The 19,906-nt window shown below is 60.8% G+C and carries 17 protein-coding genes; 13 read left to right on the top strand and 4 right to left on the bottom strand.

From position 1 onward, the window contains the following. The 3 genes from purN to purM are packed head-to-tail and all read right to left on the bottom strand — an operon-like array spanning position 1 to position 2,137. A complete protein-coding gene (purN, locus tag ASE94_RS10105; RefSeq protein WP_062630292.1) occupies positions 1-588 on the bottom strand; it encodes a phosphoribosylglycinamide formyltransferase in 588 nt (195 codons plus the stop codon). Beyond that, the gene (locus ASE94_RS10100; protein ID WP_062630291.1) at positions 585-1,058 is read right to left on the bottom strand and encodes an AAA family ATPase; all 474 of its coding nucleotides are present in this window, start codon (positions 1,056-1,058) and stop codon (positions 585-587) included. Before ASE94_RS10100 ends, purN begins: the two co-directional genes overlap by 4 nt. Before the next feature lie 2 nt (positions 1,059-1,060). Beyond that, the gene (gene purM, locus ASE94_RS10095; protein WP_062630290.1) at positions 1,061-2,137 is read right to left on the bottom strand and encodes a phosphoribosylformylglycinamidine cyclo-ligase; all 1,077 of its coding nucleotides are present in this window, start codon (positions 2,135-2,137) and stop codon (positions 1,061-1,063) included. A 235-nt stretch (positions 2,138-2,372) separates the two neighbouring features. Here purM and ASE94_RS10090 point away from each other — a divergent pair, with 235 nt between their 5' ends. The 4 genes from ASE94_RS10090 to ASE94_RS10075 are packed head-to-tail and all read left to right on the top strand — an operon-like array spanning position 2,373 to position 7,875. Further along, positions 2,373-3,464, top strand: a complete 1,092-nt coding sequence (locus ASE94_RS10090; RefSeq protein ID WP_061911527.1) for an AI-2E family transporter — start codon at positions 2,373-2,375, stop codon at positions 3,462-3,464. Further along, positions 3,433-4,179 carry a hypothetical protein gene (locus ASE94_RS10085; RefSeq protein WP_062630289.1) on the top strand — a complete coding sequence of 249 codons (747 nt, stop codon included), beginning with the start codon at positions 3,433-3,435 and terminating at the stop codon, positions 4,177-4,179. Before ASE94_RS10090 ends, ASE94_RS10085 begins: the two co-directional genes overlap by 32 nt. Before the next feature lies 1 nt (position 4,180). Beyond that, positions 4,181-6,337, top strand: coding sequence for an RNA degradosome polyphosphate kinase (locus ASE94_RS10080; RefSeq protein ID WP_244484015.1), 2,157 nt, complete (start codon positions 4,181-4,183; stop codon positions 6,335-6,337). A gap of 2 nt (positions 6,338-6,339) precedes the next feature. Continuing rightward, on the top strand, positions 6,340-7,875 hold the full coding sequence (locus tag ASE94_RS10075; RefSeq protein ID WP_162236080.1) for a Ppx/GppA phosphatase family protein: 1,536 nt from the start codon (positions 6,340-6,342) through the stop codon (positions 7,873-7,875). A gap of 10 nt (positions 7,876-7,885) precedes the next feature. Here ASE94_RS10075 and rnd read toward each other — a convergent pair whose 3' ends face one another. Beyond that, positions 7,886-9,055 (bottom strand): ribonuclease D, encoded by a 1,170-nt coding sequence (gene rnd, locus ASE94_RS10070; protein WP_062630287.1) that lies wholly within the window; start codon positions 9,053-9,055, stop codon positions 7,886-7,888. Between the two features lie 176 nt (positions 9,056-9,231). Here rnd and aspS point away from each other — a divergent pair, with 176 nt between their 5' ends. From aspS to ASE94_RS10025, 9 genes are all read left to right on the top strand, one after another. Further along, positions 9,232-11,013: an aspartate--tRNA ligase gene (gene aspS / locus ASE94_RS10065; RefSeq protein ID WP_062630459.1), complete on the top strand. Its 1,782-nt coding sequence runs from the start codon at positions 9,232-9,234 to the stop codon at positions 11,011-11,013. A gap of 141 nt (positions 11,014-11,154) precedes the next feature. Further along, positions 11,155-12,765, top strand: a complete 1,611-nt coding sequence (locus ASE94_RS10060; RefSeq protein ID WP_156352101.1) for an EAL domain-containing protein — start codon at positions 11,155-11,157, stop codon at positions 12,763-12,765. 127 nt (positions 12,766-12,892) lie between these two features. After that, entirely contained in the window at positions 12,893-15,172 is a 2,280-nt protein-coding gene (locus ASE94_RS10055; RefSeq protein ID WP_062630458.1) for an NADP-dependent malic enzyme, read from the top strand. Positions 15,173-15,175: 3 nt separating this feature from the next. Then, positions 15,176-15,466, top strand: coding sequence for a Dabb family protein (locus ASE94_RS10050; protein ID WP_062630285.1), 291 nt, complete (start codon positions 15,176-15,178; stop codon positions 15,464-15,466). A 57-nt stretch (positions 15,467-15,523) separates the two neighbouring features. Then, positions 15,524-16,495, top strand: a complete 972-nt coding sequence (locus tag ASE94_RS10045) for a ribose-phosphate pyrophosphokinase (RefSeq protein ID WP_062630284.1) — start codon at positions 15,524-15,526, stop codon at positions 16,493-16,495. 97 nt (positions 16,496-16,592) lie between these two features. After that, a complete protein-coding gene (locus tag ASE94_RS10040) occupies positions 16,593-16,952 on the top strand; it encodes a septum formation initiator family protein (RefSeq protein ID WP_062630283.1) in 360 nt (119 codons plus the stop codon). Positions 16,953-17,065: 113 nt separating this feature from the next. Further along, positions 17,066-18,085 carry a pyruvate dehydrogenase (acetyl-transferring) E1 component subunit alpha gene (gene pdhA, locus ASE94_RS10035; RefSeq protein WP_062630282.1) on the top strand — a complete coding sequence of 340 codons (1,020 nt, stop codon included), beginning with the start codon at positions 17,066-17,068 and terminating at the stop codon, positions 18,083-18,085. Positions 18,086-18,091: 6 nt separating this feature from the next. After that, positions 18,092-18,487 (top strand): hypothetical protein, encoded by a 396-nt coding sequence (locus tag ASE94_RS10030; RefSeq protein ID WP_061911549.1) that lies wholly within the window; start codon positions 18,092-18,094, stop codon positions 18,485-18,487. A 1-nt stretch (position 18,488) separates the two neighbouring features. Beyond that, positions 18,489-19,886: a pyruvate dehydrogenase complex E1 component subunit beta gene (locus tag ASE94_RS10025; RefSeq protein WP_062630281.1), complete on the top strand. Its 1,398-nt coding sequence runs from the start codon at positions 18,489-18,491 to the stop codon at positions 19,884-19,886. The last annotated feature ends 20 nt before the right edge of the window (positions 19,887-19,906 follow it).

Raw genomic sequence — 19,906 nt, 5'->3', positions numbered from 1 at the left:
TCAAGCAAAGGCAATCTTGCCGCTGGCGAGGAGGCTGAGGGCTTCGGGGTAGATGCGGTGTTCTTCGATGAGGATACGTGCAGAGAGGGTATCTGGCGTGTCGCCGGGCAGGACAGGCACTTGGGCCTGGAGGATGGAGGGGCCCTCGTCGAGACCGGGCGTGACGAAATGGACCGTGCAGCCATGGACCTTGCCGCCATCGGCGAGGACGCGGGCGTGGGTATCAAGGCCGCGGTAATCGGGGAGGAGGGAGGGGTGGATGTTGATCATCCGACCCTCCCAGCGGTTCACGAAATCCTCCCCGAGGATGCGCATGAACCCGGCGAGGCAGACAATGTCGACCTCCCAGCTTTCAAGGATCTGAGTCATCGTGTCCTCGAACATGTCCCGGCTGAGGAACTTGCTCTGGGCGAGGGATGCCGTGGCGATGCCATGCTGCTTGGCGATTTCGAGGCCGGGGGCGGCGGCCCGGTTCGAAAGGACGCCGACGATTTCGGCGGGATAATCCGGCGCCTTGGCGGCTTCGATCAGAACCGACATGTTGGAGCCGCGGCCAGAAATGAGGATGGCGACCTTTTTGCGTGTCATGAGAGCGGCTCCGATGGGGCGTCGTAGAAGGCCAGTTCTTCGGCTGTCGGCCGCTCGATAGCGGCGGAATAGGCCTGGAGCTGGTCCAGTGTAATGGGTGGGTTTTCGCGGCCGCGGGCACTCATCCGGGCGTAAAGAACGGCCGGCTCGGCATCGAGGAAGTGGAGTTCTGCTGCTGAGCCCAATGCACGCGCGCCAATGCGCAAGATATCGCGCTCGCTGCGGGCCCAGGTGCCCCATTCGATGATGGCGGTGCCGCCAAGGCGCAGGATGTCTTGCGCCTGTTGCCATTGCAGGCGTTCGACGGCGTCGCGGACGGCATTGTCCCAGAGATTGACGCCCAGCGCGTCCATCCAGTCGTCAGGAGAATAGATGGTTGCCTGGAAGCGCAGAGCGAGTTTTTTGGCGAGCGTCGATTTTCCGGTCCCGGGCAGTCCGGCGATGATGATCAGACGGCCCGGGTTCGACATGGTCAGAGCGAGAGGCGCCCACGGAAGGTCACCGGCTCGCCGGTGCGGCGCGTCACTTGGCCGACGATGGCGGCGGTCTCGCCTGAGGCGGTGAGGCTTTCGACGAGCTTTTCGGCATCTTCAGGTGTCACGGCGACGAGCATGCCGACGCCGCAGTTGAAGGTGCGGAGCATTTCGCGTTCGCTCATGCCGCCGACCTTGGAGAGCCAGCCGAAGACGGGCGGAACGGTGACGGCAGCGAGATCGACATCGGCCGCGAGGTCATCGGGCAGGACGCGGGGAATATTGTCGATGAAACCGCCGCCCGTAATGTGCGCCAGGGCCTTGATGCCGAGACCGGATTTCAGCGCGGCGAGCAGCGGCTTGACGTAAATGCGGGTCGGTTCGAGGAGCGCCTCGGAGAGGGTCTTGCCGCTTTTGAAGGGGGCAGCGTCGGTCCAGGCGAGGCCGGAGAGCTCGACGATCTTGCGCACAAGCGAATAGCCATTGGAGTGTACGCCAGAGGAAGCGATGGCTACGAGCGTATCGCCGGCAGCGATATCCTTGCGGGGGAGGAGGTTTTCGCGCTCGGCGGCGCCGACGGCGAAGCCGGCCAGGTCATAATCGTTGCCGTGATACATGCCCGGCATTTCTGCGGTTTCGCCGCCGATCAGGGCGCAGCCAGCGAGGCGGCAGCCATGGGCGATGCCGGTGACGATGGCTGTGCCTTGCGCAACATCGAGCTTACCGGTTGCGAAATAATCGAGGAAAAACAGCGGTTCGGCGCCCTGCACGATGAGATCATTGACGCACATGGCGACAAGGTCCTGGCCGATCGTGTCGTGCTTGCCGGTATCGATGGCGATCTTGAGCTTGGTGCCGACGCCGTCATTGGCCGCGACGAGGACCGGGTCCTTGAAGCCTGCAGCCTTGAGATCGAAGAGGCCACCGAAGCCGCCAATCTCGCCATCGGCACCAGGGCGGCGCGTCGAGCGCACGGCGGGCTTGATGGCTTCCACCAGCGCATTGCCAGCATCGATATCGACGCCCGCCTGCTTGTATGAGAGCCCATTTGATGGCAGGTTTTGCGCGTCGGACATGAGCTTCTTGCCAATGCTGGGGATATCGGGGACGCCGTGGCGCTCGAAACCCGGTCTGGTTGAACTTAACGGTGCTGGCCGCTAGAGCTTCTTGTGCGGTTCTCGAATCGCGCAATGCTCCAGGTCTTTGTTTTTATGGCGTTTCACGTGCACAAGGTGAACAAGACTTGTTGCTGAATTCGCCTGAGGGCCTGATAGCTTCTTGGATAGTCAGACGCAAGGGCCGCCGGGCGCTATGAACCTTAGAAATCAAGTGCTGATCTGGATCGGATTCTTCGTGGTCCTGATCCTCGCCCTGTGGATCTTCCGCGGCATCCTGCTTCCCTTCGTGGTCGGGGCGGCGCTGGCTTATCTGCTGAACCCGCTGGTCGCGCAGTTGCAGAAGTGGCGATTTAGCCGCGGCTGGGCGACTGCCGTGGTGCTCTTAAGCGTTTTGGCCATCATTATCAGTATCTTCGTGATGCTCTTGCCGATGGTCGCAACGCAGGTGCTGGGCCTTGTGCAGCGCTTGCCGGGCTATGCGGTCGACCTCGAAGCGCTCGCGCGGCGCTGGGCGCCGGAACTCAACCAATGGCTGGGGCCCGAGCGCGCTGCGCAGGTGCAGCGGACGATGTCGGACATGCTCGGACAGCTTGTTGGTCTCGTTGGTGTCGTCACCTCGGAAATCGTCAATTCGGGCATGACGTTGATCAGCGTGATCGGCTTTGCGATCTTTACACCGGTCGTCACGTTCTACCTCCTGCTCGACTGGCAGGGCATGGTGCGCGGCGTGCATGATCTGCTGCCGCGAAAACATCGCCCGGAAATTCTTGGGATCTTGCGGGATATCGACAGCTCCATGGCCGGCGTGATCCGCGGGCAGGGCGGTGTCTTGCTGATCGACGCGGTGTTTTATGCGACCGCCCTTTCGCTGGTGGGGCTCAATTTCGGGCTCGCCGTGGGGCTGATCGCCGGTTTCCTGAGCTTTATTCCCTATGTCGGGTTTGGCGTGGGCCTCGCCCTTTCGGTCGGCATCGCCATCGTCCAGTTCTGGCCGAACTGGTGGATGGTCGCCGTCGTCTTCGGCATCTTCATGGGCTGGCAGTTCATAGAGGGCAATGTGCTCTATCCAAAGCTCGTCAGCTCTTCGATCAACATCAATCCGGTGTGGTTGATGTTCGCGCTGTTGGCCTTCGGGGCGCTGTTCGGTTTCCTCGGGCTACTGCTGGCGGTGCCCCTGGCGGCGATTGGCGGGGTGCTCGTGCGCTATGGCGTGCGCAAATATAAGGGAAGCAGCCTCTATCTCGGATCAACCCATGGTGGTCACGGTGGTAACCCCACTGCGTGACCTGACCCCGCGGCAACTACCGCTCGAATTCGACCATACACCTTCGCACACAGCAGATGATTTTCTGGTGGGCGAAGGCAATGCGCTGGCGCATGCGCGGGTGTTGGCCTGGCCGCATTGGCCTGATGCCGTGACTTTGCTGATTGGGCCGGCCGCATCGGGCAAATCGCATCTGGCGCGGATTTTTGCCGATCGCAGCCATGCGGAGATCGTGACGCCGGATACGATCAAGGCCGTGGCCGAGGCGGATGGTCGCGGGCCACTGGTGATCGAGGATGTCGATCGGGATGGTTATGACGAGCCGAGCTTCTTTCACCTGCTCAACCAGGCGATGCGCGGAAACCGGACGATTTTGCTGACCGCGCGAGCCGAAATCGGCGATTGGCCACTGGCGACGGATGATGTTCGCTCGCGGGTGCGGCGGGCGCCGGCGTTCCGGCTCGAGGCCAGCGACGACATAGAACTGTCACACATGTTCGCCAAGCTTTTTGGCGACCGGCAGATCAAGGTTGACCCCAAGATCATCCACTATCTCGTGGCGCGCATGGAGCGGAGCCCCGAGGAGGTGACAGCATTGGTCGAGAGCATGGACAGGCTGGCGCTGGCGCGGGCCACTGCCATTACGCGCGCTATAGCGGCCGAGGCCCTTTCGCTTCGCGACGCAGAGCGCGATAGTGTTGGCAAACAGGAGTGGGATCCTCTTCAAGATGAATGACATGAGCGAGATCACCGAAGCCGAAGCGACGGGGCCGGATATCGAAGCATTGCGCACGAGCCCGGCGCGCTTCGTCAACCGTGAGGTGAGCTGGCTCCAGTTCAACATGCGCGTGCTGGAAGAGGCGGGGAATGAATCCCACCCGCTGCTCGAGCGCCTGCGATTCGTCTCGATCTCGGCCAACAATCTTGATGAATTTTACATGGTCCGCGTAGCGGGCTTGAAGGGTCAGATCCGTGCGGGTCTGACCAAGCAGAGCGCCGACGGACTGAGCCCAGCCGAACAGCTCGAAGAAATCGCGACGCTCGCCCAGCACCTGCAGCGCGACCAGCAGGATCATTGGGAATCGCTGCGCGAAGAGCTTTTCGCGCAGAACGTCGTCATTCACGAATCCAATGATCTGTCGGAAGAGCAGATCGCCTACCTGCAGAAGCTGTTCCGGGAGGAGATTTTCCCGGTGCTTACGCCGATCGCGGTCGATCCGGCGCATCCGTTCCCGTTCATTCCCAATCTGGGTCTGGCGCTCGCGTTTGAATTGAAGCGCCCCGATAGCGATCAGCATCTGACGGCGCTCGTCCGTATTCCGGGCAATCTCGATCGGTTCATCAACCTGCCGACGGGGCTGGTTTCGGATGGGCGGACCGAGGTCGTGACCATCGACACGCTGGTCAAACTGTTCTTCCACAAGATGTTCCCGGGACATGAAGTCGTTGGCTCCGGCGCCTTCCGGGTGATCCGCGACAGCGAAATCGAAATCGATGACGAAGCGGCCGATCTGGTGGTCGAGTTCGAAAGCGCGCTGCGGCAGCGGCGGCGCGGGCAGGTGATCCGGCTTGAAATCGAGCGCAGCATGCCGCGCGGCCTGCAGCGCCAGATCGGCGAGCAAATGGGCATCAAGGATGCCGATGTGTTCGTGGTGCAGGGTTTTCTCGGCCTTGCCGACGCGCGCAAGATTTGCGACGTCGATCGGGCAGACCTCAAATTCCCCCCCTATATCGCTCGCTTCCCCGAACGCATTCGCGACTACAATGGCGACAACTTCGCCGCCATCCGCGCCAAGGATATTCTGGTCCACCACCCGTTCGAAAGCTTCGACGTGGTGGCGCAATTCCTGATGCAGGCAGCGCGCGACCCGGACGTCGTGGCAATCAAGCAGACGCTTTATCGCACCTCCTCAGATAGCCCGATCGTCAAGGCACTGGTGATGGCGGCCGAGGCCGGCAAATCGGTGACGTGCCTTGTCGAACTTAAGGCGCGGTTTGATGAAGAAGCCAATATCCGCTGGGCGCGTGACCTCGAGCGCGCCGGGGCGCAGGTGGTTTTCGGGTTCATCGAACTCAAGACGCACGCCAAGATGAGCCAGGTGGTGCGGCGCGAAAAGGGCAAGCTCGTCAGCTATTGCCATATCGGCACCGGCAATTATCACCCGATCACCGCCAAGGTTTATACCGACCTCAGCTTCTTCACGATCGACCCGGCCGTGACGCGCGACGTGGCGCGGGTGTTCAACTTCATCACCGGCTATGCCAGACCGACCGAGCTTGAGACGATCGCGGTTTCGCCCGTGAACCTGCGCGAAACTTTGATCAACAATATCGGTCGCGAGATCGAATTTGCGCGCAGCGGCCAGCCGGCTTCGATTTTGCTCAAGATGAATTCGCTGGTCGATCCGCAGGTGATCGATGCGCTTTACGATGCGAGCCAGGCCGGGGTGAAAATCGACCTGATCGTGCGTGGAATTTGCTGTCTGCGGCCTGGGATTCCGGGGTTCTCGGACAATATCCGGGTGAAATCGGTCGTTGGCCGCTTCCTTGAACACAGCCGCATTTATTGCTTTGGCAATGGCGAGGCGATGCCATCGCAGCGGGCCCTGGTCTATATTTCGTCGGCTGATATCATGGGTCGAAATCTCGACGGGCGCGTCGAGGTCATGGTTCCCATTCTCAACAGAACCGTGCACAAGCAGATTCTCGACCGGATCCTGGTTGCCTATTTGCGGGACAATCAGCAGAGTTGGGAAGTATTGCCCGATGGGAGTTCACATCGGCTACGCGTTGCCGAGGGTGCGGAACCCTTTAATGCGCATGACTATTTCATGACCAATCCGTCGCTGTCCGGTCGTGGCAGTGCGGGTATTGGGGACGGCGACGAGGGTTGAATTTGACGCAATTCTGGGGGGTCGACGCTGATCCCACCGCACAGGGCCGTCTAAAAGGAGCATTGCCGGTGGCGGTGCTCGATATTGGCTCGAACTCGGTTCGTCTGGTTGTCTATGAGCGGCATGCCCGCTCGCTGACGCCGCTCTACAATGAAAAATCGGCCTGCGCCTTAGGGCGCGGCATCGCGCAAAGCGGGCGATTGGCCGACGAAAACGTTGCCAAGGCGATCGATGCCATCAAGCGCTTTGCGCTGGTTGCGAAGATGATGCGCGTGGGGCAGGTGCATATTCTGGCGACCTCCGCTGTCCGCGACGCCGCCAACCGCGAAGAGTTCGTCTCGGCGGTCGAAGCGATCATCGAAGCGCCGGTGCGGGTACTTTCGGGGGAGCAGGAAGCGCATTATGCGGCGCTCGGGGTGGTTGCCGGCATTCCCGGCTTTGAAGGCGTTATGGGCGACCTTGGCGGCGGCAGTCTCGAACTCTCGGCGATTTCCGTCGGGGGGGATGGCGAGGGCCAATCCTACGAGCTCGGCGTAATCCGCCTGCAGGACGACGCCGATGGGTCACCGAAAAAGGCAGCGACGATGGTCCGCGAAAAGCTGGCGACATCGCTCCTGGCCGATGTGGTGCCCGGCAAACAGTTCGCTGCGATCGGCGGCACTTGGCGATCGCTCGCCAAACTTCATCTCGAGCTGCGCGATTATCCGCTGCATATGGTGCAGGACTATGTGGTGCCAGCCGAAGAGATGATTTCGGTCTGCGACGAGATCGTCGCGGCAGAATCGCTTAAGAGCTATCCCGGATCGGGCAGCGCCAGCAATTCGCGGCGCGAACTGGTGCCGTTCGGCGCGGCTGTGCTGGCCGAAGTGCTGCGGGCCGGAAAGTTCGAGAGTGTCGTATTCTCAGCGCTCGGTGTGCGCGAGGGCTATCTCTACGGGCTTTTGTCCGAGGCGGAAAAGCATGTCGATCCGCTGATCCAGGGCGCGGAAGAGCTTTCGGTGCTGCGCTCGCGCTCGCCGGCGCATGCGGCGGATCTGATTGAATTCACGGCTCAATATTTCGATGCTGTCGGGGTTGTCGAGACCGCCGAAGAAAAGCGTGTGCGGCAGGTTGGGTGTTTGCTCGCCGATATCGGCTGGCGCGCGCATCCTGACTATCGTGGGCCGCAGAGCGTCGATTCTCTGGCCTATGGTTCGCTGACGGGGGTCGATCACCCGGGCCGAGCCGTACTCGCGCACATGATCGCCGTGCGCTACGACGGCCTCAAATCCAAATCGGCCAATAGCCTCAACACACTGGCGCCTGCCGAGATGATCCGGCGCGGACGGCTTTTGGGGGCGATGTTCCGCGTCGCTTATCCGATGAGCGCCGCCATGCCTGGGGTTTTGCCGCGCATCCGGTTCCGGCTCGAGGGCAACACGATCGTCCTCGCGCTGCCATCAGACTTTGCTTTCCTCAATGGCGAGCATCTGCGCAACCGGCTCAATCAGTTTGCCAGCTTTGCAGAGCATGAGGATTCGCGGGTCGAGGTCGGCTGACCCGCGAGATCTATTCTGCTGCTTCGGTCTTCGGGACGGTGAACTCAACGATGCCCTTGCGGGTCGCGACGAGGCCTATGCGGCCATGTTTGATCGCGAGCGCTTTTTCGCCGAACAGTTTGCGGCGCCAGCCTTTGAGGGCAGGGACGTCGGCCTCGTCATCGAGAACGAGCGCATCGATTTCGTCGGAGGTCGCGAGGATGCGTGCGGCGACGCCATGCTGTTCAGCAACGGACTTCAACAAGACCCGGACCAGATCGCCGACGGCGCCTTTTGGCGACGGGCCGCGATAGCGTTCGGGGAGAACCGGCAGCTCGGCCTTATTGATGGCTTCGACGCCCTTGAGCAATTCGATGATCTCGGCGGCGGCGGAGCTACGGCCGAAACCGCGCGGCACCGCGCGCAACTTGTCGAAAGCGTCAGGGGTCAGCGGTCGCTGCATGGCGAGATCGTAAAGCGCATCATCCTTGAAGATGCGGCTGCGCGGCTGATCGGTGAGCTGCGCCTTGCGCTCGCGCCATTCGGCCAGGACTTTTAAGGCTGCCAGATCGCGCGGACGGTTGATCTTCATCTTGAGTCGTTCCCAGGCCTCTTCTGGCTGGACGACATAAGTATCGATGCTGCGGAGCGTGGTCAGCTCGTCTTCGACCCAATCCCAGCGACGGGTCTGTTCGACCTGCTTGCGCAGTTCGCGATAGATATCGCGGAGATAGGTGACGTCGGCGAGCGCGTAGAGGCGCTGCTTTTCGGACAGCGGACGGGCGGACCAATCGGTGAAGCGCGAAGACTTGTCGAGCTCGACCTTACAGATGGCGCGGACGAGGCTGTCATAGGAGGCGCTATCGCCAAAGCCGCAGACGCTGGCCGCAATCTGGGTATCAAAGATGTTGTGAGGGACGGCACCGGTCAGCTTCACGAAGATTTCGATATCCTGCCGTGCGGCATGGAAAACCTTGGTTACCGCAGGATTGGCGAGGAGAGCAAAGAAGGGCTTCAGGCCGAGGCCATCGGCCAACGGATCGATAAGGACGGCTTCTTCGTCGGTCGCTGCCTGGATCAGACAAAGGCGCGGCCAATAAGTGGTTTCGCGCAAGAATTCTGTATCAACAGTTACAAAGTCGAACTGGGCTGCACGCTCGCAGAAAGCCGAGAGCGCCTCTGTGGAAACTATCAGGTCCATACGGCTACCGTCTCAATATCGTCAACTTCGTTCCTAGCAGGTGCTGAAGGATTGCTCCACCTCGGAATTCCGCCTTGGGCACGGAATGCCCAAGAGCTTGACAAGCGGGGTGCTCCATGCGCTTTTCGCGCCCGAGAATCCGGCCCTTTTTGCTCAATTCGGAAAAGAAAATGACGATACATCGCTACCGTACCCACACCTGTGGCGCTCTCACGGCGGGTGATGCCGGCAATAATGTCCGTTTGAGTGGCTGGGTCCACCGTATCCGCGACCATGGCGGCCTGCTGTTCATCGACCTGCGCGACAACTACGGCATCACGCAGTGCGTCATCGATCCTGATTCTGCGGCTTTTGCGCAGGCGGAGAAGGTGCGCTCGGAATGGGTGCTGCGCATCGATGGCGAAGTGAAGCTGCGCGACGCTTCGGCCGTGAACAACAACATTCCGACCGGCGCGATCGAAATCTTTATTCGCGAGATCGAGGTGCTGTCGGTTGCCAAGGAGCTACCGATGCCGGTGTTCGGCGATGCCGAATATCCGGAAGACATTCGCCTGCGCTATCGTTTCCTCGATCTGCGCCGCGAAAAGCTGCACGCCAATATCCTCAAGCGCACCAAGATCATCTCGGCCATGCGGTCTGGCATGGGCGGGGCGGGCTTTACCGAGTTTTCGACGCCAATTCTGACGGCCTCGTCGCCGGAAGGCGCGCGCGACTTCCTCGTGCCGAGCCGCATTCACCCCGGCAAGTTCTTCGCGCTGCCGCAGGCGCCGCAGCAGTATAAGCAGCTGCTGATGGTGGCCGGCTTCGACCGCTACTTCCAGGTGGCGCCATGCTTCCGCGACGAAGATCCGCGTGCCGATCGTCTACCGGGCGAATTTTACCAGCTCGACCTCGAGATGAGCTTCGTGACCCAAGAAGAAATCTGGGAAACGGTCGAGCCGGTGATGACTTCGGTGTTCGAGCAGTTTGCCGATGGCAAGCGCGTCACCAAGAGCTGGCCGCGCATTCCTTATGATACGGCAATCCGCAAGTATGGCTCGGACAAGCCGGACCTGCGCAACCCGATCGAGATCGAAGGCGTGACCGAGCACTTTGCCGGTTCGGGCTTCAAGGTCTTTGCCAACCAGATCGAGAGCGATCCCAAGGTCGAAGTCTGGGCAATTCCAGCCAAGAACAAGGCCGGTGCCGAGCCGATCGGACGCGCTTTCTGCGACCGTATGAACGCCTGGGCACAGGGCGAAGGCCAGCCGGGCCTTGGCTATATCTTCTTCAAGGACGGTGCCGGTTCCGGCCCGATCGCCAAGAATATCGGCGAAGAGCGCACGGCTGCGATCAAGGCCCAGTTCGGCCTTGATGACGGCGATGCCGTGTTCTTCGTCGCTGGCCGCCCGGAGAAGTTCTACAAGTTTGCCGGCGAAGCCCGCACCAAGGTTGGTACCGATCTCGGCGTCGTCGACACCGAACAGTTTGCACTGTGCTGGATCGTCGACTTCCCGTTCTACGAATGGAGCGAGGAAGAAAAGCGGATCGACTTCGCGCACAACCCGTTCTCGATGCCGCAGGGCGGAATCGAAGGGCTGAACTCGGCCGAGCCGCTATCGCTCAAGGCTTATCAGTATGACGCGGTCTGCAACGGCTTTGAAATCGCTTCCGGTTCGATTCGTAACCAGGAGCCGGAGACCATGGTCAAGGCGTTCGAGCTGACCGGCAAGTCGCGTGAGGAAGTCGAGGCACAGTTCGGCGGTCTTTATCGTGCGTTCCAATATGGCGCTCCCCCGCATGGTGGCGCGGCGTTCGGTATCGACCGCATCGTCATGCTGCTCTGCGGCGTTGCGAACCTACGCGAAATCACGGCCTTCCCGATGAACCAGCAGGCGGAAGACCTGCTGATGGGCGCGCCAAGCCCGGCGGACAACAAGCAGCTCCGCGAGCTCAGCATTCGGCTCAACGTTCAATAACTTTGAGCGATACGGCATAGGTGAAAGCGGGTCGCAAGGCCCGCTTTTTGCTTTTCGCCCAGCGCTCTAAAGGTGCTTAAGGGGTCCTTAAGTGGGGCTGCCTTAACAATGCAATAAAGCCATGTTGAAGTGGATTCGTCGGTGAAGGCCAAGTTCTCGCACGTCCTTATGTTGCTTGGCGGCCTTTTGGCGTTCGTGCCGATCCTGTCGGTCGACTTCGCACTCGACGCCTATGTGCGCTCCAAGGAGACCGCCGCGCTGCAGACGCGGATGGATGCCCTCAGCGCCGAGATCAATTACAACGCCAATAACGCTGTCAGCGTGTTGCGCAAGGTTGTTGCGGATAGTCCATCATTCTGCACGCCGACCTTTACTGGGATCGCGCAGGCGGCGATCGAAAACAGCTATAACGTCAAGCAGATCCTCGTCGAGAATATGGACGGCGTGCAGTATTGCGACGCGTTCGGGCGTGGCGTCTCGCATTCCCCGCTATCGACGTCTCTGCCCGTGCCGGGGCTGACCGAGACCATTACGGTGGTCAAGTTTGCCGACATGACGATGCCGGCGCTGAAGGTGACGCAGACGCTCGGTGGGGTGCGCCGGATTTCGGCGTTCGTGCCGCTGATGGCGACGACCGAGGAGTCGCTGGTCGAGAACCTGCCGCAGGGCGCGATGATCGACATTGCGCTCACGAGCGGCACGCCGGTGCTGTCCCTGGGTGAATCGATGGATTTCGACCGCTCGGTGAACCGGCAGGATTATCTGGCGGTGCAAAGCTATGCCGGCGAGTTGCCGATCAAGGTGCGGTACCTTCTGCCATTTGCGGAAGCCCGCGCGGGGTATGCAGATCTCGATGTGGTTTTCACGCTGCTCTCGTGCGTCGGCAGCGCAATGTTGCTTCTTGTGACGCTGGCTTATGCCCGCCGGTCGCGGACGCCGTCTTTCGATCTCGAGCGCGCTATCGGCCGTAACGAAATCAAGCCGTACTATCAGCCGGTGATCAACCTCCGCACTGGCGGGCTTGTGGGCTGCGAAGTGCTATGCCGCTGGGAAAAGCCCAATGGCGAAATCGTGCCGCCAGGTGTGTTCATCGACTATGCCGAGAACAGCGGCATGGCGATTCCGATGACGCTCTCGCTGATGCAGCAGGTGCGGTATGATCTGAGCGAACTGGCGCAGAAGATGCCGGGCCTCAAGATTTCGATCAATCTCTTCGAAGGGCATTTCCGCGATGTCGGCATTGTCGACGACGTGCAGGCCATCTTCGGGAATTCGCCGATCAGCTACGATCAGCTCGTGTTCGAAATCACCGAGCGCCGACCGCTCGAGAACTCGACTGCGGTCAATAGCGTCATCTCGGGGCTCCATGCGCTTGGTGCCAAGATTGCCATGGACGATGCTGGCACCGGGCACTCGAACCTGGCTTATATTGCGACGCTGGGTGTCGACGTGATCAAGATCGACCGTGTGTTCGTCGATATGGTCAAGCCGGGGACGACGCAGGTTGCCGTGCTCGACGGGCTGATTTCTATGGCCGCCAACCTTGGGTGCGAAATCGTCGCCGAGGGCGTTGAGACGGAGGCGCAGGCGGTTTATCTCCGCTCGCGAGGCGTGGTGCAGGCGCAGGGCTATATTTTTGCACCGGCGCTAAAAGTGGGCGCATTCAAGGAGTTGGCGTTGGCGCTGCAGTCCGTGCCTCTCGGCTATGGCGATGCGCCTGACGCCAGCGAAATCGTTACCGACGCGGCCTGAGACCAACCAAGACCAATTGCTTAGACGGCCGGCGCTGATTCTTGCGACGGCTGTGGGCTGACGCCCCTTTTCTTCGGCGCCGATTGGTGGCAGGTACGGCACGTATTTGCCTGTGCCGGAGGAAAGCGTGTCGACCGATCCCAATGAGCAACGCAAGATCCTGCGCGACGCGGCTCTGCACTTCCACGAATTCCCCAAGCCCGGCAAGCTTGAAATCCAGCCGATCAAGCCGCTGGGCAACCAGCGCGATCTGGCACTAGCTTATTCCCCTGGCGTCGCCGCGCCGTGCGAGGAAATCGCCGAAAATCCTGAAACGGTCGCACGCTATACATCGCGGCAGAACCTCGTCGCCGTGATCTCCAATGGTACGGCTGTGCTGGGGCTCGGCAATATTGGGGCGCTGGCGTCGAAGCCAGTGATGGAAGGCAAGGCGGTTCTGTTCAAGAAATTCGCTGGGATCGACGTGTTCGATCTTGAAGTGGATGAAATCGAGCCGACCAAATTCGTCGATGCCGTGGCGCCGCTCTGGCCGACGTTTGGGGGCATCAATCTTGAGGATATCCGGGCGCCGGACTGCTTCGAGATCGAGGAAAAGCTGCGCGAGCGCATGCCGATCCCTGTATTCCATGACGACCAACATGGCACGGCGATCATTGTCGGAGCAGCGGTACTCAATGGGCTCGAGCTGACCGGAAAGAAGATCGAAGAGGTCAAAATTTGTACGTCCGGGGCAGGGGCCGCGGCCATCGCTTGCCTTAACGTTCTCGTGGCACTTGGGGCCAAATATGAGAACATTTGGGTAGCGGACAAGGACGGTTTGGTTACCCATAAGCGCAATGACGTCAACGACAAGTGGCGCGGCCAATTCCGGCGCGAAAGCGACGCGACGACGCTGGCTGAAGTCATCGAAGGTGCCGACGTCTTCCTCGGCCTCTCGGCTGCCGGTGCGTTGAAGCCTGAAATGCTGATGAAGATGGCGCCCAAGCCGCTCATCCTCGCGCTCGCTAATCCAAATCCAGAAATCATGCCCGAAGTCGCCAAGGCGACGCGGCCCGATGCCATGGTCTGCACCGGCCGATCGGACTATCCGAACCAGGTCAACAACGTCCTCTGCTTCCCCTTCATTTTCCGCGGTGCGCTCGATGTGCATGCGACGACGATCAATGAAGAGATGAAGCTGGCTGCGGTGCGGGCGATCGCCAAGCTCGCGCATGAGCCGGGCCTTGAGGTCTCGCCCTCGGGTGCGCCGGCCGTGTTTGGGCCGGACCACATCATCCCTAATCCGTTCGACCAGCGACTGATCCTGCGCATTGCGCCGGCTGTAGCGCGGGCGGCCATGGAATCGGGCGTGGCGAAGCGCCCGATCGAAGATTGGGACGCCTATCAGGATCGCCTCAACCGCTTCGTGTTCCGCTCAGGCCTCGTGATGAAGCCGATCGTCGATCGGGCGCAGGGGAAGGGCAAGCGGATTGCATTTGCCGATGGCGAAGACGAGCGCGTGCTGCGTGCGGCACAGGTGGTGCTTGAAGAACGTATCGCCCGGCCGATTCTCATCGGCCGTCCGGCCGTCATCGAGGCGCGCATCGAGCGCTTTGGCCTCAGCATCCAGCCGGGCCGCGATTTCGAGGTGATCAACCCTGAAGACGATCCGCGCTATCGCGACTATGTGAGCCTGTTCCACTCGCTGGTGGGCCGCAATGGCGTGACGCCGGATACGGCGCGCACGATCGTTCGCACCAATACCACCGTCATTGGGGCGTTGGCGGTGAAGCGTGGCGAGGCCGATGGGCTGATCTGTGGCTTGCAGGGCCGCTTCATCAAGCACGTCCGCGATATCCGCTCGATCATCGGGCTGCAGGACGGCGTCAATGACGCCTCGGCGCTATCGATGCTGATCATGTCGCGCGGCGCATTCTTCCTCGCCGACACCTATGTGAACATGAACCCGTCGGCCGATGAGTTGGTGAGCATTACGCTGCAGGCCCGTGATCACCTCAAGCGCTTCAATATCGAAGCGCGTGTGGCGCTGCTAAGCTATTCGAACTTCGGTTCGCGCGATGGCGACAGCGCTTTCAAGATGCGCGAAGTCTATGCCAAGCTGAAGGTCGCGGCGCCAGACCTGATCGTCGAAGGCGAAATGCAGGGCGACCTGGCGCTCAACCAGGAACTGCGCGAGCGCTATGTGCCCGAGACGGTGCTGCGCGGCGAAGCCAATCTGCTGATCTTCCCAGATCTCGATGCGGCCAACCTTTCCATGACGCTGCTCAAGGAAATGAACAATGCGCTCGCCGTCGGGCCGATCCTGATGGGCACCAAGGCACCGGCCCATATTCTCGCGCCGTCGGTGACGAGCCGTGGCATCGTCAATATGGCGGCAATTGCGGCCAATGAAGCTGTGGGAGCTTAAGCGATGATTCGTCACACTGTGGTTTTCTCGCTCAAGCATGCTTCGGGTTCGTCTGAGGAACAGGCATTTCTGGACGCAGCCCTCGTGCTCGAGGCCATTCCGGGCGTCCAGAAATTCGAGCGTCTTCGACAAGTGAGCCCGAAGGCGGATTATGCCTTTGGCTTCTCGATGGAGTTCGCCGATCAGGCCGCCTATGACGGCTATAATGTGCATCCCGATCACGTCGCCTTCGTGCGGGATCGTTGGGTGCCTGAAGTCGCGCGGTTCCAGGAGATCGACTACGTTGCGCTCTGAGGTGTGACAGGGTAAGACCTGCTGCACATCCCGCGACGAACAGCCGAGGAAGTCACCATGAACCAGATCGCTGTGTTCAGTGGCAGTGCGCATCCGGAGCTGGCCAGCCAGATCTGCGCGGAACTTGAGGTTCCGCTGCAGCCGACGCGGATCAAGCGCTTTTCCAACGACTGTATTGAAGTGCAATTGCAGGCCAATTGCCGCGAACAGGATGTGTTCCTCGTCCAGACCCTGGCGGAGCCTGTGCAGGAACATCTAATGGAATTGCTGCTGATGCTCGATGCGGCGCGGGGCGCCTCGGCAGCGCGGATCACGGCTGTCATCCCGCACTATTCCTATGCCCGATCGGACAAGAAGGATGCCCCGCGCATTTCGATCGGCGGGCGCCTTGTTGCCGATCTCCTCAAGACGGCGGGCGCCGATCGCGTTCTGACCATGACGCTGCACTCGCCGCAGGTGCATGGCTTTTTCAGCGTGCCGGTCGACCACCTCCATGCGCTCACGGAACTGGCCGAGCATTTCAAGCGCTTCGATCTCTCGAACTCCGTCGTGGTTTCGCCCGACCTTGGCAACGCTAAGACGGCGGCGGCTTTTGCCAAGCGGTTGGGCTTGCCGGTGGCGGCGGGCGCCAAGGAGCGGATTTCGGATACGCAGGTGCGGATCTCGGCCGTGATCGGTGATGTGCGCGGCAAGGATGTGATCATTCTCGACGATGAGATCGCGAGCGGCGGGTCGATCCTGGAACTGCTCAAGCATCTGCGCGCCAATGGCGCGCGATCCATGCGGGTCGCGTGCACGCATGGGATTTTTGCCGGCGGGTCGGTGGCCCGGCTCGCGGCGGAGCCTGATGTCGTCGAGATCGTTTGCACCAATACCTTGCCCAATGCGGCACGGCAGGCTCATGGCAAGCTGACGGTTCTGTCGGTTGCGCCAGCTTTGGCCGAAGCGATGCGCCGGATCAGTTCGGGCGAGTCGGTCAGTGCGCTATTTGACGAAAATACATCCATGCCACGCGTGGCGGCGGAATAGCTAACTGCGCATTAATCGATAGCTGAGATAGTGAACCTTCCTGGGAATTGGTTCTACTATGCCAACTCGTTTAAAACGCCGGCCTTTCTGGCGCCCCTTGGGGCTTGCCATCGCGCTCCTGGCCTTTCAAGGCTATCTTGGCTATTCGGCCATCAGCGGGCAATTCGGCATCGAAAGCCGCGAAGCTATTCATAACGACATCCAGGTTTTGAAGGATAAGTCTTCGGCACTGCAGGCCGAGATCGACAGTTTCGAACATCGCAATTCGCTGATGAATCCGCGCCATCTCGACCCCGATATCGTCACCGAGCGGGCCCGTGCACTGCTCAACATGGCCAATGCCGACGACATCCTCGTGATGGTGGATCCGACTACCGGTAAACCTATTTCCGGTAAATTCGAAGAATTAACCGACGGCGAGTTAATCAAGATTATTGAAGACGGGTCAACGCTTTAGGTTGATCTGCGTTGCTTGCTCTTGGCAATTTTATCTGCTCTAAGCTTGCGCTATAGTGTCGGAGATGGCCTGATCGGCCCAGCGGCAAATTCCATTCTAGACGGGAGCCTACCATGGCGCGCAAGGCGACGGCCACTTCGGCCACGACGCAGCCCAACGTCCCACAGTTCACCAATGAACAGGATCTCGACGCATTCCGCGAGATGCTGCTCATCCGCCGGTTCGAAGAAAAGGCCGGCCAGATGTATGGCATGGGCCTCATCGGCGGCTTCTGTCACCTCTATATCGGCCAGGAAGCTGTCGTGACCGGCATCACCATGGCGAGTGAAAAGGGCAAGGACGCCCAGATCACTGGCTATCGCGACCACGGCCATATGCTGGTCATGGGTCTCGACCCCAAGGGTGTGATGGCTGAGCTCACCGGTCGCCAGGGCGGCTTGTCGAAGGGCAAGGGCGGCTCGATGCATATGTTCTCCAATGAACATCGCTTCTATGGCGGCAACGGCATCGTCGGCGCGCAGGTTTCGCTCGGCGCCGGCTTGGCCTTTGCTGCAAAATATACCGGCGACGGTTCGGTCAGCATTGCCTATTTCGGCGACGGCGCGGCCAATCAGGGCCAGGTCTACGAAACCTTCAACATGGCCAAGCTCTGGAAGCTTCCGGTTGTCTTCGTGATTGAGAACAACAAATATGCCATGGGCACCTCGATCGAGCGCGCCGCGGCAACCACCGACTTCTCCAAGCGCGGCGCTTCGTTCGACATTCCGGGCGAGCAGGTCGACGGCATGGATGTGCGCATGGTCCATGATGCCGCCAAGCGCGCCATCGAGCATGCGCGTTCGGGCAATGGTCCCTATATCCTCGAAATGCTGACCTATCGCTATCGCGGCCACTCCATGTCCGACCCGGCGAAGTATCGCTCAAAAGACGAAGTGACCAAGTATCGCCAGGAACGCGACCCGATCGAACAGGTGCGTGCACGCCTTCTCGAAGCCGGCAGCGTCACCGAGGAAGATCTCAAGAAGATCGAGACCGATATTCGCGCTATCGTCACGGAAGCGGCCGATTTTGCGACGAACGACCCAGAACCCGATGCTTCGGAACTCTGGACCGACATCACGATCGAGGCCTAAGCGCAGATGGGCATCCTGCTCGGCGTTATCATGCTGTTTGCCCTGTTGTCCGGCGCGCTTGCCGCCGGACAGGCCGTGGCGATCAGCCGCCGTGCATCGGTCAGCGGACCGAGCCTGCGCGACTGGCTTTTTGGCTGGTGGCGTTTCGAGCGGATTTCCGGCTGGGCCGGTCTCAGCGGCGAAGTGCAGGCTGCCACCTATAAGCGCGCCGTTATCGCGTGCCTCGTCTTTATCATTTTCGGCCTGATCCTAAGCGGCTGGGTCGTCAATCAACGTCAGGGTCCGGCGCAGGTCAGCGCCGTCACCTCAACCGATTGGCACGTGCGTCCCGCCCGTCTCGCCGAACACTTTGACATTCGCCGCGCGGCTGACATGCCCGGCGCGCTTATTCTGGAGAGCTGATATGCCCCAAATCCTCATGCCCGCCCTGTCTCCCACGATGGAAGAGGGCAAGCTCGCCAAGTGGCTCGTCAAGGTCGGCGACACCGTCAAATCCGGCGACGTGCTGGCTGAAATCGAAACCGACAAGGCGACGATGGAAGTCGAGTCGGTCGATGAAGGCGTGGTCAAGGAAATCCTCGTCGAGGAAGGCACCGAAGGCGTAAAGGTCAATACGCCAATCGCGCTCGTCCTCGGCGAAGGCGAAGAAGCCGGCGAGGGCAATCGCCCGGCAGCTCAGGCCACTTCGTCCGATCCGGAAGGCCGGTCGGCTGTGCCGGAAGCCGCTCCCGCGCCAGTGCCCGCCGAGCCCAAGACCGGCGGCGAAGCCCCGAAATTCGTGGCGCAGAACGATCCCGATCTGCCCGAAGGCGTCGAGATGGTCGAACTGACCGTCCGTCAGGCGCTCAACGAAGCCATGGCCGAAGAAATGCGCTCTGACGCCAATATCTTCATCATGGGCGAGGAAGTGGCCGAATATCAGGGCGCCTATAAGGTGACCCAGGGCCTGTTGCAGGAATTCGGCCCGCAGCGCGTTATCGATACCCCGATCACCGAGCACGGCTTTGCCGGTCTCGCAGTTGGTGCGGCCTTTGCTGGCCTCAAGCCGATCGTTGAATTCATGACCTGGAACTTTGCCATGCAGGCAATCGACCAGATCATCAACTCTGCTGCCAAGCAGCTTTACATGTCCGGTGGCCAGGTCAAGGCGCCGATGGTGTTCCGCGGCCCCAACGGCGTCGCCTCGCGCGTTGCCGCCCAGCACAGCCAGGATTATTCGGCATGGTATAGCCATGTGCCAGGGCTGACCGTGATCGCGCCCTATAGCGCGGCCGACGCCAAGGGCCTTCTCAAGGCGGCGATCCGCTCGCCGAACCCGGTCGTCTTCCTTGAAAACGAAATTCTCTACGGCTCCACCGGCCTCGTGCCGAAGATGGACGATTTTGTGCTGCCGATCGGCAAGGCGCGGATCGCCCGCAAGGGTGCCGATGTGACTATCGTGTCGTTCTCCATGGGCATGCGCTACGCAACCCAAGCGACGGAAAAGCTGGTTGCGGCCGGTGTCGACGTCGAACTCATCGATCTGCGCACGCTTCGTCCTATGGACAGCGACACTGTCATCGAGTCGGTGAAGAAGACCGGCCGCCTCGTGACCGTCGAAGAAGGCTGGCCGCAGGGCGGCATTGGCGCCGAACTCGCCGCACGCGTCATGGAACAGGCTTTCGACTATCTCGATGCGCCCGTGCTGCGCGTGACTGGCAAGGACGTTCCGATGCCCTATGCCGCGAACCTTGAAAAGCTGGCCTTGCCCCATGTTGACGAAGTGATCGCGGCCGTGAATGCCGTGACCTATCGGAGCTAGGAATTGGGCAGGGGTGAGGC

Origin of the sequence: Devosia sp. Leaf64 (genome assembly GCF_001421945.1) — a bacterium.
In the GTDB taxonomy this organism is placed as follows: Bacteria; Pseudomonadota; Alphaproteobacteria; order Rhizobiales; family Devosiaceae; genus Devosia.
This window is presented reverse-complemented; position numbering and strand designations above follow the sequence as displayed.